This window comes from Affinundibacterium macrobrachii, from assembly GCF_014652415.1.
Taxonomy (GTDB): Bacteria; Pseudomonadota; Gammaproteobacteria; order Burkholderiales; family Burkholderiaceae_D; genus Undibacterium; species Undibacterium macrobrachii.
In genome coordinates, this window is the sequence record NZ_BMYT01000001.1 from 779,434 (window position 1) to 796,045 (window position 16,612).

At 45.1% G+C, this 16,612-nt stretch carries 14 protein-coding genes and 1 tRNA gene; 5 read left to right on the top strand and 10 right to left on the bottom strand.

Annotation, left to right across the window (positions count from 1 at the left end; genetic code table 11):
* Positions 1 to 101 precede the first annotated feature (101 nt).
* The 3 genes from IE103_RS03550 to IE103_RS03560 all read right to left on the bottom strand — a co-directional run bounded on the left by IE103_RS03550 (position 102) and on the right by IE103_RS03560 (position 3,400).
* On the bottom strand, positions 102 to 1,946 hold the full coding sequence (locus IE103_RS03550; protein WP_189344599.1) for a pseudouridine synthase: 1,845 nt from the start codon (positions 1,944 to 1,946) through the stop codon (positions 102 to 104).
* Positions 1,933 to 3,003, bottom strand: coding sequence for an SMC-Scp complex subunit ScpB (scpB, locus tag IE103_RS03555; protein WP_189344600.1), 1,071 nt, complete (start codon positions 3,001 to 3,003; stop codon positions 1,933 to 1,935). The genes IE103_RS03550 and scpB overlap by 14 nt, the downstream gene beginning before the upstream one ends.
* Before the next feature lie 320 nt (positions 3,004 to 3,323).
* Positions 3,324 to 3,400, bottom strand: a tRNA-Met gene (locus tag IE103_RS03560).
* A gap of 195 nt (positions 3,401 to 3,595) precedes the next feature.
* Here IE103_RS03560 and IE103_RS03565 point away from each other — a divergent pair.
* Genes IE103_RS03565 through IE103_RS03585 form a run of 5 tightly spaced genes read left to right on the top strand, consistent with a single transcriptional unit; the run spans position 3,596 to position 7,953 of the window.
* Complete coding sequence (locus IE103_RS03565; protein ID WP_189344601.1) at positions 3,596 to 4,165, top strand: NUDIX hydrolase; 570 nt, start codon at positions 3,596 to 3,598, stop codon at positions 4,163 to 4,165.
* Between the two features lie 33 nt (positions 4,166 to 4,198).
* On the top strand, positions 4,199 to 4,957 hold the full coding sequence (aat, locus tag IE103_RS03570; protein WP_189344602.1) for a leucyl/phenylalanyl-tRNA--protein transferase: 759 nt from the start codon (positions 4,199 to 4,201) through the stop codon (positions 4,955 to 4,957).
* 6 nt (positions 4,958 to 4,963) lie between these two features.
* On the top strand, positions 4,964 to 5,806 hold the full coding sequence (locus IE103_RS03575) for an arginyltransferase (RefSeq protein WP_229827046.1): 843 nt from the start codon (positions 4,964 to 4,966) through the stop codon (positions 5,804 to 5,806).
* Positions 5,807 to 5,830: 24 nt separating this feature from the next.
* Positions 5,831 to 6,874 (top strand): quinone-dependent dihydroorotate dehydrogenase, encoded by a 1,044-nt coding sequence (locus tag IE103_RS03580; RefSeq protein ID WP_189344603.1) that lies wholly within the window; start codon positions 5,831 to 5,833, stop codon positions 6,872 to 6,874.
* 35 nt (positions 6,875 to 6,909) lie between these two features.
* Positions 6,910 to 7,953, top strand: coding sequence for an aldo/keto reductase (locus IE103_RS03585; protein WP_189344604.1), 1,044 nt, complete (start codon positions 6,910 to 6,912; stop codon positions 7,951 to 7,953).
* A 102-nt stretch (positions 7,954 to 8,055) separates the two neighbouring features.
* On the opposite strand, the gene IE103_RS03590 is transcribed toward IE103_RS03585, so the two are convergent.
* From IE103_RS03590 to IE103_RS03620, 7 genes are all read right to left on the bottom strand, one after another.
* Entirely contained in the window at positions 8,056 to 8,892 is an 837-nt protein-coding gene (locus IE103_RS03590; protein WP_189344605.1) for an alpha/beta hydrolase, read from the bottom strand.
* A 32-nt stretch (positions 8,893 to 8,924) separates the two neighbouring features.
* On the bottom strand, positions 8,925 to 9,848 hold the full coding sequence (locus tag IE103_RS03595) for a peptidylprolyl isomerase (protein ID WP_189344606.1): 924 nt from the start codon (positions 9,846 to 9,848) through the stop codon (positions 8,925 to 8,927).
* 88 nt (positions 9,849 to 9,936) lie between these two features.
* Complete coding sequence (locus tag IE103_RS03600) at positions 9,937 to 12,822, bottom strand: M16 family metallopeptidase (RefSeq protein WP_189344607.1); 2,886 nt, start codon at positions 12,820 to 12,822, stop codon at positions 9,937 to 9,939.
* A 117-nt stretch (positions 12,823 to 12,939) separates the two neighbouring features.
* On the bottom strand, positions 12,940 to 13,416 hold the full coding sequence (locus IE103_RS03605) for a hypothetical protein (protein WP_189344608.1): 477 nt from the start codon (positions 13,414 to 13,416) through the stop codon (positions 12,940 to 12,942).
* Positions 13,417 to 13,487: 71 nt separating this feature from the next.
* The gene (locus IE103_RS03610) at positions 13,488 to 14,657 is read right to left on the bottom strand and encodes an MGDG synthase family glycosyltransferase (RefSeq protein WP_189344609.1); all 1,170 of its coding nucleotides are present in this window, start codon (positions 14,655 to 14,657) and stop codon (positions 13,488 to 13,490) included.
* A 233-nt stretch (positions 14,658 to 14,890) separates the two neighbouring features.
* On the bottom strand, positions 14,891 to 15,634 hold the full coding sequence (gene trmB / locus IE103_RS03615; protein WP_189344610.1) for a tRNA (guanosine(46)-N7)-methyltransferase TrmB: 744 nt from the start codon (positions 15,632 to 15,634) through the stop codon (positions 14,891 to 14,893).
* A 308-nt stretch (positions 15,635 to 15,942) separates the two neighbouring features.
* On the bottom strand, positions 15,943 to 16,476 hold the full coding sequence (locus IE103_RS03620) for a DUF3016 domain-containing protein (RefSeq protein WP_189344611.1): 534 nt from the start codon (positions 16,474 to 16,476) through the stop codon (positions 15,943 to 15,945).
* Positions 16,477 to 16,612: the final 136 nt, after the last annotated feature.

Below are 16,612 nucleotides of genomic sequence, written 5' to 3' on the forward strand. Positions count from 1 at the left end.
TAACTACAAGATTATAAACGATTAATTACTCAATCGCAATGAGAAGTCGGTGAAAAACTCAGCCTAGACAACATCTTCTACCGACTTCCGAGCAGGATTTATCAACTACCACGACGGCGACGAGCCGCAATCGCCTGACCAATCGCCGGACCACTGCCGCGCACAGTTGGACCACGGCGGTTTTGATCTCGCGTTGGAAAGCCCAACGCTGTTTGCAAAGGATCTGGCTGACGGCTGCGCGACTTAGCATTTTTACCACCTGATTTCACACCCTGCCCAGCACCATTTGCTGGCGAACCAGCATAAGTAGCACGCGCCGGACGACCGTTTTGTGGATTAGCAAAACCTGCGCGCACAGTTGGCTCGTAACTTCGCTGAACTGGCGCATCAAATGGATTCACATTACGTGGGACTTTACCGCCCTGCACACGATTACCATTTGGCTTGCCGCTTGGGCGCTCATTCTTTTCACCAACCGTTTTTTCCAAGCCACTAATTTTAAGCAAGCTACGTACAGCATCTTCACCCAATTCATCCCAACGACCACGCTTTAAACCTGAAGGCAAAGTCATCACACCATATCGAGTACGAATCAAACGTGATACTGTCAAACCAACCGCCTCAAACATACGGCGAACTTCACGATTACGCCCCTCACCAATAATCACTCGATACCACTTATTGACACCCTCACCACCACCGTCAGAGATCTTGGAGAATTGCGCCATACCATCTTCCAACTCAACGCCTGCCAACAATTTTTGGCGCATACCCTCTTCTAACTCACCCAGAGTACGCACAGCATATTCGCGCTCAATACCATAACGTGGATGCATTAAACGATTTGCCAAATCACCGGAGGTCGTGAACAACAACAAGCCTTCTGTGTTGTAATCAAGGCGACCAACAGCCAACCATTTACCAACCTTCATTTGCGGCAAACTATCAAAAACCGAGGCACGCCCCTCAGGATCACTTGTACTAACAATTTCACCCGCTGGCTTATGATAAATCAACACACGTGGCGGCTTTTTACTCACTTTGCGCTGAATTAACTTGCCATTAATACGCACTTGATCTTGCGGCAAAATACGCTGCCCAATATGTGCTGGCTCACCATTCACAGAAACACGTCCTGCAATAATCAACTCTTCCATATCACGACGTGACCCCAGACCAGCTTCAGCTAGCACTTTATGCAATTTCGGCGCATCATCATCGGCAGTTAAATCACGGCGCGGCTTTTTATTTTTATCATGACGTGATTGTTTCACATCATCCATTGCGTCGTATGCATCGGAAGTTACAAATGAGAACACATCATCAGCATTTGCAACACTACGGGTATTTTGCTGCCCCGAGCGTCGTGGATTATTTTGGTTACGCTGCTCTCCACCACGATTTTGCCCACCCTGCGTTGATTTAGACTGTTGGCGATGACGAGATTGCCCCTCAACACGCTGCGCACCTTGCGCTTGATCATCACGAGATTTTGAATTACGAGTGCGATTTCTATCACCCTGAGCCTGAGTGCGACGTGGACGTTCGCCACCCTCGTCAGCATGAACTTGATTCGATGTCGTCGCTTGTGAATTATTTTGCAATTGCGCATTCACTTCTTGGACTTCGACCCGACGTGGCATGCGAGCTTGACGTGGCGCTCTAGATATTGGAGTCGATGACTCGACAGTATCTGATGCAGGAACTTCAGCATCTAAGCCAGCAACATCTTGCTTGAGCCTTGGCTTAGATCTTGATTTGCTTGGCGCTCGCTGCGTCTTCGCCGCTGGCACATCAGCACTTCCAACAATTACTGCTTCAGTGACAAACTCATCGGTCTTCGCGACCTTCGGACGTACAGCACGCTTTGCACGAGGGCGTGGCGCATCGGTCTCAGCGCTAGAATTTTGCTGGTTAAAAGTTTCGTCTGGATTATTTGTGTTCATTATCTGATTCTGGTTTGAAAGGTGTTAGAGCTTCAGCATCCGCTTCCACTTTTTCATCTAAATTCGTATCAGCCATCATTGCAACATCATCCAAGATCACATCACTGGCTGCATCATCTTCACGAGTGTTTGCCGCAGAATCTTCCACCGCAACTTGACTCAATTCCTCTTGCGCATTTACTTCAGCATCAGTTTCGCCTTCTACATCATTAACGACATCAACATCATTAACGACATCAACAGCAACATCTGCGTTCACAACTTGCGCACTTACATTAGTTTTATCTTCAATTATCTCAATCGAGCTATTTTCGGCTGTAATGTCTGACACATTATCGCTAGAGATATATACTTCGAAAGCATCCTCTGCCTGGGCCTGCGGCAGGCCAGTCCCTTCGACCACTTCAGCAACTTCAATATTGATGCCAGCCGGATCAGAGGCATCAACCAAGGATTCAATCCCATCAAACATATTTAATTCTGGGGAATCGTCTTTCGATGGTGGCACATCCTCAGATTCCTCTTGACCAATTTGCTGCAAAGGTGGCAATTGATCTAATGAAGCCAAGCCAAGATCACTTAAAAATTGCTTGGTGGTCGCAAACAAAGCTGGTCGACCTGGCACCTCACGATGACCGATTGTTTCTATCCAGCCTCGGTCCTCCAGTGTTTTGATCATCTGAGAAGCAACAGCCACACCACGAATCTCTTCAATATCACCGCGTGTCACTGGCTGACGATAAGCAATAATCGCCAATGTTTCCAAGGTTGCTCGCGAATATTTAGGCGGCTTCTCGGGATTTAAACGATCTATATATGCACGCATCTCTGGACGGCTTTGAAAGCGCCACCCGGTCGATAAAGAAACCAACATAATTCCCTTATCAGACCAATCTTGACGCACTTCTTCCAGCATTAATTTAATCGTATCAGCACCGACCAAGTCTTCTTGATCACTACTTTCGACAAACAATTTTTTCATTGTATTAATGGTCAGCGGCTCATGCGCGCATAACAATGCGGTTTCGAGTACACGCTTGGCATCTGCAGTATTCATGCAAACTCTTTAGCTAACAGGTTGTGTTGATCTTAAGAAGTATTCAGTGAAGCACTCGGGATAATATTTATCCCAACCAGTCTAGTCTTATAGGACATTGCGCAGCATGATTCAAAATGTGCGCCTGGCGGATCAGTCTGCAGCTCACCTGCACATGGATCACCAACTCTGGTTCACCAATATAGGTCAGTCAAAACAGTCGATCAATTTAGTAGATGCCAGATTGTAGTCTAGAAACACGCTCTAAACGCAAACCAATCAAAAAAATTGTCAGCCTAACGAAAAAGCCACGATGAAACGTGGCTTTATTCTTGTAATTCTGGTTGCGGGGGCAGGATTTGAACCTACGACCTTCGGGTTATGAGCCCGACGAGCTGCCAGACTGCTCCACCCCGCGTCTGATAAGTAGAACTATACAGGACTTTGCTGCTTTGCGCAATTTCTTTCTCTGTTTTGCCTTAATCGTAAGCATTATTTTATTGCACGATAATGACAAGACATCGTTTTAAGCACGCTAGATCTAGTGAAATTAGCTGGCAGTGATACACTTTCATAGATTCAATTTCTGTCACCATCTTGAAAGATTCGCTTGATGAAATTTTGCTCCGCATGTGCTGCTCCCGTGATTTTAAAAGTTCCAGCAGAGGACACGCGCGAACGCTTTGTTTGTACCAGATGCGAGACGATTCATTATCAAAATCCGAATATGGTAGTCGGCACCTTACCAATCTGGAATCTGCAAGGTGAAACAAAAGTTTTGCTCTGCAAACGTGCGATCGAGCCGCGCTATGGCTATTGGACTTTGCCCGCAGGCTTTATGGAGAATCAGGAAACTTGTCGCCAAGCAGCGCAGCGCGAAACTATCGAAGAAGCTGGTGCGAATATTCAACTGCATGAGTTGTATTCAGTATTGAGCGTCCCTCACGTCGATCAAGTGCATTTATTTTATCGAGCGACTTTGATTGATACGAACTATCTAGCTGGTACGGAAAGTCTAGAGGTCGCACTATTTGCAGAACATGAAATCCCTTGGGAAGAAATCGCCTTCCCAACGGTAAGTCAAACCTTAAAATTCTTTTTCGAAGATTTAAAGAATGTTCGCTCCGGCGGGCATTTCCAGCTGCACGAACATGATTTTTACAAATCGCACCGACCTGATTAATGCTCGTTGCTTGAGACTTTTCCTTTCTTACTCATGATTCCTTGGTTAGAGATTGACAGCCCATTCCCTCACATTGACGAGGCATTGACAGCCGAGCAAGGTGCGGCAGGCTTGTTAGCTGCGGGCGCTGATTTGTCGCCTGAACGCTTATTGACTGCCTACCAAAATGGAATTTTTCCTTGGTTCTCTGAAGGACAGCCCATCCTATGGTGGTCGACCGATCCGCGTATGGTATTAAAGACGCGTGACTTTAAGATTTCGGATAGCTTGAAGAAGCGCCTCAACAAATCGCTTAAAGACGCGAACTGGAGTTTTCGCTTTGATAGCGCATTCACACAAGTCATGCGCTGCTGCGCGGCACCGCGCAAAAATCAAGATGGTACCTGGATTTCAGAAGAAATTATTCAGGGCTACTCAGCGCTGCACAAATTAGGTTATGCACATAGCTCCGAAGTCTGGCTAGATGGAGAATTGATCGGCGGTGTTTACGGTGTTTGTATAGGCAAAATGTTTTATGGCGAATCCATGTTTGCCAAGATCTCTGATGCCTCTAAAATGGCATTAAGTCAGCTGGTTGTTTTATTACGCAAGCATGATGTGGAAATGATAGACTGCCAACAAGAGACATCGCACCTCGCATCATTCGGTGCCAAAGCAATTAGTCGAGAAGAGTTCATGCGTCACGTAAAACGCGCAATCACACAAGAAACGATTGAGGCTTGGTCTCCACTCACTTTAGACAGTTTCAAGCACTACCTGCAATCGACGCATCCTCAGCCAGCAGAAAGATGAATAGCGATGCAATCACGTACTAAACCACCAATACAATCGATGTCGCCAATCAACGACGATGCGAATCAATATGATCGTGACGATGTAGATCACTGCGCCAATTCCGATAAGGTTGAAAACGCAGATGACGAGAACACGAACGATTACATCACCTTGCATTACTATGCAACCGCGCCGTACGCTTGTAGTTATCTAGAGGACCAGCAAGCACGTTCACAAGTCGCTACGCCTGCGCATTTAATTGGCAGTGAGGTTTATTCAGAACTGGTGAGCCGTGGCTTTAGACGCAGTGGTGTATTTATTTATCGCCCCTACTGCGATCAATGTTCTGCTTGCACACCGGTACGTACCGTTGTCAGTCAATTCAAACCCAACCGCAGTCAGCGTCGAGCATTACAGCAACACGCAGATTTATACACCGAAGTGTTACCTCTTGAATTTGTCGAAGAACACTTCGAACTCTATCAACGCTATCAAAGTCGCCGACATGCTGGTGGCGGCATGGATCAAGATGGACGCGATCAATATGCGCAGTTCTTATTACAAAGTCGCGTGAATACGAGACTAGTTAGTTTTCGCGATGGCAATCAGGTTTTGCGCATGATTAGCATCATTGATATTTTGAATGATGGCCTGTCTTCGGTTTACACATTTTATGATCCCGATGTACCACAAAGCGCTTACGGCACCTTTAATGTATTGTGGCAAATCGCACAAACCAAAATTCTCGGGCTTCCTTATCTTTATCTTGGCTACTGGATAGAAGCGAGCCGCAAAATGTCGTACAAAACCAATTTCAAACCTTTGCAGGCGCTTCAGGACGGCAGCTGGAAGCCACTCTCCATTTAATTTATTTACTATTACACTCTTATTATGTCTGATCAATTGCTCTATTCACTAGCCCGCCCTTTCCTCTTTTTTATGGACCCCGAAAGTGCACATGACTTAACGCTACCTGGCTTAAAGCGTGCACACAATATGGGATTGACGCGACTGCTCCCTAAGCCAGCAGCTGATCCACGTAAGGTAATGGGAATCACTTTCCCGAATCCAGTTGGCTTGGCAGCGGGCTTAGATAAAGATGGACGCTACATCGATGGCTTAGCGTCCCTAGGTTTTGGCTCCATTGAAATCGGAACAGTGACGCCACGCGCACAAGCCGGCAATCCCAAGCCACGGATGTTTCGTTTGCCGCAAGCGAACGCGATCATCAATCGCATGGGATTCAATAATGGCGGTGTTGATGCCTTTGTCGCCAATGTGCAGGCGTCGCGCTTTTACCAAGAAAAACAAGGCGTGCTCGGTTTAAATATTGGTAAAAATGCCGATACGCCAATCGAAAAAGCCGCCGATGATTACCTAATCTGCTTAAACAAAGTTTATCCATACGCTAGCTATGTTACCGTCAACATCTCCTCACCGAACACCAAAAATCTACGTCAATTACAAGGCGCATCAGAACTTGACGATTTGCTTTCCAAACTGAAAGACGCACAACAACGTTTAGCCGATCAACACAAACGCTATGTGCCGATCACCTTAAAAATTGCACCGGATATCGACAGCGAACAAATCAAAAATATTGCTGACTCATTATTACGTCACAAGATAGATGGTGTTATCGCCACCAACACAACCATTACACGCGACGCTGTCAAAGGTTTGCAACACGGCGAAGAGACCGGTGGTTTATCTGGCGAACCAGTATTTGAATTGTCCAATAAAGTCATCCGCGCCTTAAAGTCAGAATTGGGCGATGCCTTACCCATTATCGGTGTAGGCGGTATTTTTTCAGGTAAAGATGCAGTGGCAAAAATGGATGCTGGTGCGTCTTTAGTACAAGTCTATTCGGGCTTGATTTATCGCGGTCCGGCATTGGTACGTGAGTGCGCAGTCGCGATACGAAATAACAACTAATCTAGCTCAATGCGGCTGCAAAATTTGGATTGAATATGAAACTAAAAAAACTAGGTAGCAGTGATTTAATGGTGTCAGAGGTGTGCTTAGGCACCATGACGTTCGGCGAACAAAACACCGAAGCAGAGGCACACCAACAACTTGATTTTTCTTTGGCACATGGTATCAACTTCATCGATACTGCAGAAATGTATCCCGTCATGCCACGTGCCGAGACAGTGCATAGAACTGAGCAATACATAGGCAGCTGGATTAAGCAATCTGGTCAACGCGATAAAATTATTTTGGCTACCAAAGTAGCAGGTCCATCTCGCGGTATGCCATGGATACGCAATGGCGAAAACGATCTCGATGCAACAAATATTCGCACTGCAATCGACGCCAGCTTAAAGCGACTCAACACAGATTACATCGACCTCTACCAATTACATTGGCCAAGCCGAAATGCACCTATCTTTGGTCAAAAAGAATTTGATCCAAATCTAGAAAGAGAAAGTGTCGCAATCGAAACCACATTAGACGTACTCGATAGTTTGATCAAAGAAGGCAAGATTCGTCACATCGGTGTCTCCAACGAAACACCATGGGGAGTGAGCGAATTTATCAAACACGCCGAACGCAAACAACAAGCGCGCATCATCTCTATCCAAAATCCCTACCACTTGATGAATCGCAGTTATGAGCAAGGATTAACCGAAACTTGCTATCGCGAACAAGTCGGCTTATTGGCCTACAGCCCACTTGCATTTGGACGCTTAACCGGAAAATATGTCGATGATGTGCAAGCCAAAGGAAGGCTCACACAATTTCCCGCAACATGGAGCCCACGCTACATGCGCCAGGAAGTGATCGCGACTAGCGAACGCTACACCAAGCTAGCACGTGATTTTGGCTACACACCAACCCAGCTCGCGCTGGCATGGTGTTACTCACGTTGGTTTGTCGCAAGCACCATCATCGGCGCAACCAATCTACAGCAATTAGAAGAAAATATTCGTGCCACCGAAGTCAAACTCAGCGATGAAGTGATAGCTGCAATTCAAGCGATTCACGCGACATCTGCCAATCCAGCGCAATAATCATCTTACGGTATGTCTCAAAGCAAGTGATGGACTCTTTAAGCAAAAAGCCCATCACAAGATGCGAAAACTCTGATATCTATCCTATTGCAATCACCGGTCTCACTTAGCACTCGTCACTTCAGACAAAAACGCCCCATACGCCGCTTTCGTTTCAGGAAATAACATGGCATCCATATGCCCTGCATCGACGCTGATGAAACTTTTCTTGCTTTGTTTAAGTTCATCGAAAAGGACACGGGCGGTTGCTTCTGGTGTGGTGGTGTCGCGCTTGCCAGCGATGATCAAGATGGGAAACTGAATGTTTTGTAGACTGCGACGATTATCAACTTGGGCCACATCGCCGTCTAACTTGTAAGATACAAAAGGCTTAGCAAACCAAGGGGTGAGATTCTGCGCATAGGTTTTCGGATCTGTTCCGGTTCCTTCTAATACCACTCCATCTAGTGGACGTTGCTCGGCTAAATTGGCTGCAACAAAACTGCCGAATGAGTGTCCATGCACAATCAAACGCCCTTGCACCAAACCGCGCGCATAGTCATACAGAACTAAAGTATCCGTCTCGATTTCTTTTAAACCATGCTTCGCTGTGGTCGCATCGCTACGACCGAAACTACGATAATCAAAGGCAATCACGTTCAAATTCATGTCGGCGAACGGCGTCAGAAAAAAAGCACCACTCGCATCTAAACGAACGCCACTTCCAAGCAGATAAAACACGGTTGCTTCGGCCTTGGGCTGACTGAAATACACACCACGACTTACTGAGCCATCTGCTTGTACAAATTCCAAATCACGCAATTGATATGTTGGCGCCCTAGTTTTTAATAAAGCTAATTTATGAGCGTCACGAGGTACAAACTGATTAGAGCTGACGGTAACTGTCATACAGCCACTTAAAGCGGCAGTTAGAACGAGCAAGGGAACAAATTTTCTCATTGATTTATCTCGACAATACGAATGCCAACGTCTTACTTCACAAGCCTTACAGGCACAGGCACATTACACAGTTCAATATGATTGGCTGCAAATTTATACCAATCGCCAGCACGATTTCTTAGTGCTTCCACCAATGCTTTAAAACTGTTGGTGTCGGTGCGGAAAACTTCTAACTTACTACGTTCCACCTCAGGTACATCTGCCGCCAGACGTACAGTCTTAATCGGTGTTCGTTCTTCAGGTTTTTCATAAAATCCTAATGCACCAGTCCCGCGAGACAAACTTGAAAGTAATTCTATGCCGTGCATGACACGACCAACCACCGTAATATTTCGATCTAAATTGCGTGGGGCATGACCAGTTACCGCGTACAAGGAACCACCATTGCCGCTATCGATGTCATTTCCTCTTGCGACACCAATCGCGCCATAGCAATGAGTCAACCAGGTTGTTCGCGACTTTGGATCACGACCAGCGGCAAAGCCATTAACATGACCGACTTGCGGTGCATAACCATCTACATCTGGTAGCCGTGTAAATGGATCTGTTTGCTTATATTTGACGGTGAACTCTGCATCGACCTTCTTGCTGGCGTTTTTAAATTCTCGCTTCTCACTAGGATCCCCCCACTGCGCCACATAATTATCATGCGAACGAATGATCGCTAATCCATCAAAATATCCTTCCTTCACAAGTGCTTTGATATTCGCGACATTTTTTGGCGCGAACTCAGGCGCTAACTCGATGACGACACGACCTTTTTCTAATTCTAAATACAAAGTATTTTCAGGATTTAATGATCGCCAATCACTCGCTTGCGAGGCTTTTAACACATCTGCCATCGTCAATTTTGGTGAACTCGCTTTTTTTTCTTGCTGTTGCGCCATCGCCGATGTAGCCAATACCGTTGATACTAGCGCTAACACGATTTTCTTAGATGCAAAGTTTACATTCATGCTCTCTTCCTTTCATTTTTTATTCGATGTAAATCGGATTTAATTTCTGATTTTGAATTCATCTACTTGATTAAGAATAAACTACCGATCATAAGTTCCCAACACCATCAGCTGGTCTCATATGCTCGGGATACATCACCACTTGAATGTAATTCTCTGCATTCAAATAAACTTTGGCGGCTTCTAATAATTCCTTGGCTTGTAATTTCTTCACCCTTTCATTAAAGGTGAAGACATGCATCGGGTTTTCATTTTCTTCTTTGGCGTTAGTAAAAATCGTCATCCAAAAATCATTAGTTTTAATCTGCTCTTGGCGATTTTTTAGCCAATTTTCCCTTACCTTGTTGAGTTCCTCACTAGTCACGGGATTTGTCTTCAACTCGTCGAATAAGGCGAAGCTACTGCGCAATAGCTGTTCGACATGCTCTGGCCCACTCGGCAAGTACAACTCAATTACATATCCTTGGTAGGGGTTCAACACATTTCTATATGACACTTGCGGACTGTACACAGCACCAAGTTCCTCACGCATTTTGGCAGTGAGTCGCAATTGCAGAATTTCCATCAAGGCAGAAAAACGCATACGTTCCTTGATATTCATGCTGCGCTCGCCATGTAACTGCAAGCTAATCAAACTCTGGTTCTCTTTACCGACATAGACATTCTTTTTGACGATGCCAGAAACAGGTCGTAAGCCGTGATCTTTAATACCGACGTCAACATCGTGTGAAGGCAAACTTGCCAGATAAGTCAACATCAAAGGTTTAATTTTTGCGATATCAAAACTACCGACCAAAAAGAAAGTAAAGCCCTTTGCACTGGAAAAACGCGCTCGATAAAGATTCATCAAACGATCCAAATCAAGGTTCGCAATATGCTCTGGCGTAGTCAATATGGGTGCACGTGGATGCGCTGGATACATGGTGTGTATCAATTGATCTTGAAATACCATGAACGGTGAAGCCATCTGATTACGTAAAGCATCTTGCTGCTTACCGACAAAAGATTGAAATAAAGCCGGATCGCGTCGTGGTGCCGTCATCGCAAGATGCACCACCTGCAACATCGCTTCGAGATCTTTATTATTGGATGAGGCAGAAATACCTTCAGCATCTTCACCAAATTTGGTCGAGACACCCACACTCTTACCCGCCAAGAATTTCCCTAACTCGATAGGCGGCAAATCTTTCATGCCCATCGCACCGACTACTGTGGTCGCATAGCGCGCTTGTAAAAAATCGGCATCGGCAAGCATCGACATACCACCAACTCGCGTTGCACCAAGCAGTATTTGATCCTTTTTAAAATTGGTTGGTTTCATGACTAAAGTGGCGCCATTACTCAGTGACCAACTCGTCGTTCCTAACTTCTGATCTTTCACTTCACGAATAATGTGACCCGCTTTTGGCAGTGTATCGAATAGACTCGTCACCGCTTTTTTCTCCGTGTAGGCGGTCACTTGTTTTTGTTCGGCCGACTTGACCATTTCTATCAATTGCTGCGTATCCGGAATAGTATGGTCAGGCTTATCGCTGCCTTGATACACGATCAGCTTCGGTTCTTGATTAATTAAGATGCTGCGTGCAAATTGATTGACATCTTCAAGCTGAATTTGATTGACGATTTGTTGATGAAATATGTACTCAGCCTCAATACCTGGGATCGCCTCACCCAGTAAAAAATTGCGAATGAATTCTTCGGCCAATTCGTCTGACTGATTTTTCTCTTGTTCCTTATAAGCATTCTCCATATTGCGCAGAATGTTCGCTTTAACCCGATTAAATTCATCCGCACTAAAGCCAAATTGCGCAACGCGTTTGTTTTCCTGCATTAATGCATCGATCGCTGCCTGCACACCAGCCTTGCCAATTACCGCGACCGAATTAAACTCTTGGTACTGCGCAACCAAGCCTCTAACTTCGCTACTCGCAGCGATAAAAGGTGGCTGAGGTAGTTGCACCAATTGATTTAAACGATCACTGAGCATTGCATTAAAAAAGCGCTGAATACGACGCTCGCGATAGCTTCCAAACTTGCCATCATTGATCTTCAAATAGCGTCCTTGCGAAATACTAACGGCAGAATTATTCGCCTCTTTATCAGTCGCTACGATTGCATCAGCCATATTCTTCAGCGGCACCTCGGCGACGATACGTGGTCGCGGTTTTTGCGGATTTTTTAAACTAGCAAAATGCTTTTCTATCAGTTTTTTTGTCTGTGCGAGATCAATATCGCCAACCACCACCACGGTCATCAACTCTGGACGATACCAGTCTCGATAAAATCGCTTCAATGCATCGTAATCAAAATTTTTCAGGATGTCTTCTTTTCCAATTGGCATCCGCTCGGCGTATCGCGAGCCGTATAAAGTCTTGGGAATAATTTGCTTTTTAAGTCTATCATCGGCGCCTTTGCCCAAGCGGGCTTCTTCTAACACCACACCGCGCTCACGATCAATTTCTGCATCATCAAAGCTCAATCCATTTGCCCAATCCGCCAACACCATAATCGCTTTATCCAGATTGCTCGGTTTATCGGTTGGAATCGGTAAGATATACACCGTCTCATCGAAGCTCGTGTACGCATTTAAGTCGGCACCAAACTTCACTCCTATCGATTCCAAGAAAGAAACCAAATCATTTTTCTTGAAATGTTTGCTGCCATTAAATGCCATGTGCTCAGTGAAATGCGCTAAGCCTTGCTGATCATCGTCTTCCAAAATGGAACCAGCTTTAATCACTAAGCGCAACTCCGCCTTTTTTTCGGGTGTGGCATTTTTTTGCAAGTAGTAAGTCAATCCATTATCTAACTTTGCTTTGACTAACTTAGGCGAATAAGGAATCGATTGATGCGCAGCATAAGCAGCAGTTGAAGATGTTTGTGCAGAGCTGACAAACGGTGCGAAGAGCGAAGTCGCTAAAACAAACGCTGCAAGAATTGAAGGAGCAGGAAACCGGAGAGAAGATGCGCGCATAAGCTATTCACAAAAATAAATTAAGCAGGCAACTTACTCCAATTTTTATATAAATACAAATTAATCACGATGGGCGGATGCAGTGACATAGCAGCAATTTCTACGAGTCCATCGGACTTAATTTTTATTCTGATTAAATGAGTAGGCCAATAAAACTATGGCGATCAAAGAAAAAGTCCAATAGTCGGTAGGCAATCCCCACCACCAATGCTTATGCCAAAAGACATCAATAGGATTAAATCGTGTTAATCCAAATGCGGGGTTGAGCACAAACCACAAAAAATCCTCCACAATCCAAAACACCATAATGCAGGCAAGCGCACGCGCTTGTAGCCTCAATGACCATATTTGCAAAAAGAAAAACGGTAGATGAAAAACCATGGCAATGAATGGAAAAACCCAAGCGTGATAACCAGTCATCGCTCGCCCACCCCAAAAAATATCCAACAACCAATGCTGTTCAATACGCCAGGTTGGCAAACTTGTGGCCCATCCGGCGCCACCTTCGATCTGGATTTCCACTTCAGCGAAAAAAAACGCCATCAGTCCAACCCAGCATAAAGTGAGCAACAAGCCCTTCCACTGTAAGCGCATAAACTGTCCTTAAGTAATCTTGTTTAAATTGGTTTCATCCATATTGCAAGAATATTGATGAAGATTATTTCTCAACACAGACTAGCAAACACGCGCTCAAATACCGCTTGTGCCGCATTTGGTTTACCGAGCAGTTTTGCGCGCTGTGTCATTGTTGATAGTCGATCTGGCTGTGCGATTAATTCTTGAATACGGTAGATCAACGCAAGTGAATCAACCGCCTTTAACGCGACGCCCTGCTCCAGCACATAATCTGCATTACGTTCTTCTTGACCCGGAATCGGTGCATTCACAATCATCGGCAAACCCATCGCCAAACACTCTGAGGTCGTTAGCCCACCAGGCTTGGTAATCACTACGTCAGCACATACCATTAATCGTTCCACCTGCGAGGTAAAACCGATAGGAAAAAGGCGCTGTGGATAGGAGAGTGCAAGTGTCTGTAATGCCTGCAAGGCTCTATGATTTTTCCCGGCAAGTACGATTAATTGAAACTGACTAGAGGGATTTTCTGCGGGCAATTGCAAGCCCAATAAACGTGCCGCGACTTCATCTAAGTTGCCAAGCCCAGCACCACCGCCCATCAAGATCATCGTAAAGCGCGATGGTGCCAATCCAAATGCCGGCGCGCATTTTTCTCTCGATAAAGTCTTTGCAAATGCTGGCATGATAGGAATCCCGGTCACATGGATGGTATCTGCCGCTATTCCATGCTCGCGCATACGAAAAGCCACTTCCTGATTCGCGGCAAAATAGCCCGCCATTCCCTTGTGCACCCACATTCTGTGCAGGTCAAAATCCGTTACTTGTACCCAAACCGGACAATCTAATTCATGTCGCGCGATCAATCTCGCCAACATTTCTGCTGGCAAAAAATGTGTACAAATAATTGCATCGGGATTTAAGTTTGCGATTTCGCGTAGTAGTGCTTTGGCGTTCCAGCGTTCTAAGCTACGCCGCAATTTTTCCATTGAACTGTCGGCGCGCGCATCGTTGGTGAAGTTATATAAATAGCCCCACAAGGTCGGGGCACGATTCACCAAACGCACATAAAAATCAGTATAGATTTTACGAAAGCCAAGCGTCACAAAATCCATTACATCAAGATGAATCACGCGACAATCTGGCTTGGCACTCTGTGCATAAGCGCGAATCGCCTCGGCTGCACGGGCATGACCCGCGCCAGCGGAAACGCTCAAGATTAAAATCGTTTTGCCGAGTTGTGTTTGGTGCTCTGTCATAGGAGACAGATTGTAGAGACGCTAAGTGACAGTAGGATGACAGTGATTAAGCCCGACAAGCAAAATCACCAACGAATTCGCCAACTCGCACTAGGTGAAAAAAAACGCAGCCCTATTACAGGCTGCGTTTTATTATCTATCGCTATCGCAGTGATCGATTGCAAATGTTGATCAGAACTATCTACATCAAATGCGAGAAAAATTAAGCGTCAAAAATTGCGAGATGATCCAACTTACTTCTTCTCGAATACCAAGTCCCACACACCATGACCTAATTTCAAACCACGATTTTCAAACTTGGTGACAGGACGATAATCAGGGCGTGGCGCATAGCCATCTGCGGTATTTTTCAAGCTTGGATCAGCACTAAGCACTTCTAACATTTGCACAGCATAATCTTCCCAATCGGTCGCACAATGAATATAGCCGCCAGATTGAATCCGCGAGGCCAATAAAGCGACCATCGGTCCTTGAATCAAGCGGCGTTTATTGTGGCGTGCCTTATGCCAAGGATCAGGAAAAAACACATGCACACCAGCCAAGGATTCGGGCGCGATCATGTGCATTAATACTTCATACGCATCGTGTTGAATAATGCGTTGATTTTGCAGGCCAGCTGCGTCGGTCAGTTTCAATAAATTACCAACACCGGGCGTATGAACTTCGACGCCAATAAAATTTTTCTCAGGCATCAGGGCCGAAATTTTGGCACTGGTTTCGCCCATACCAAAGCCAATTTCAAAGATAGTTGGTGCTTGTCGTCCAAATGTCGCGTCTACATCGAGTAAGCCCTTTTGATAAGGAATCATATACTTAGCGCCCAAGATTTCAATCGCTTTTAATTGGGCATCAGAGAGTCGTCCAGCGCGGGTGACAAAACTACGAATACGGTACTCGGTTGGATCATAAAAAAGCGACTTACGTGGCTCTTCAGTTGGCGCAGTGGCATCGCCTGTTTTGGGATTTTCTGTAGACATGGATCAATTCGGTGGAGAAAAAAAGAAGCAATAACGTGAAACTTATGCGTTTAACTCAATACGTTCAGCTAATTTGCTTCAAGAAGGCGTTATTTTACGTGGCTTAAGGAGCGCTTGGCAAACCTATTCATTGCTCAATAAAGCTGCTTCGACAAAGCAGACGCTACAACAGATCACTGATTCACTGCAATAGTGCTTAAAAATATGCGTAGAAATTTGCTCAGAAATAAAAAAGGTCGATTCAAAATTGAATCAACCCTTCATAAAAATAGTTGCTACTTAAAATAATTTATTTAATTTCAACAAAGCTATTTGGTTGCTGTAAGTGTTTTCGCATCTTGTGAAGGAAATGCGCCTGAAACAACTTGGTGTTTAAACCAATCTTGCAACATTTTTTCTTCAAACTCGAATGAAGTTTTACCAGAAGGAATACGGACTCGACGCAAGTAGTCCATATCACGCAATTCTTCCTTGCCGCTGGCGACCACTTCTTGTTGCGCATTTTTCAACGCATAAGTGAATTGGATGCGTGGCCAATCAATTTCCTTCATCCAACGAATTTGATCGTAATGGATTGTCATTCCTGGTCGGATGTCACCTGCCAAATCAATGTCAGTAATATCTATTTCCAACTGATAGCCCTCTGGTAGTTTGGCAGCAAAGCCTGCAAACACCGAGGTGAATTCCTCTGTTAAACGTTCGCGAAAACGCTCTTTTTGCTCATGGCCAGCCTTGATATCTGTGAAATTATCAAGCTTCGCAAAACTCACTTTCGCTTCACCTGCGAATACGGCTGTTGAACTTAAGCTTAGTGCCAATGCGGCCAACAATAATTTTTTCATAATCTCACCTTTCCAATACAAATTATCCAATGGACTGCTGCATTGTAGTCCAAAAAAGATACGGGACAAGGCATATTACACTTACGTAAAAATTCTATACAAATCCATACAAAAAAAGCTGCCATCGCTGGCAGCT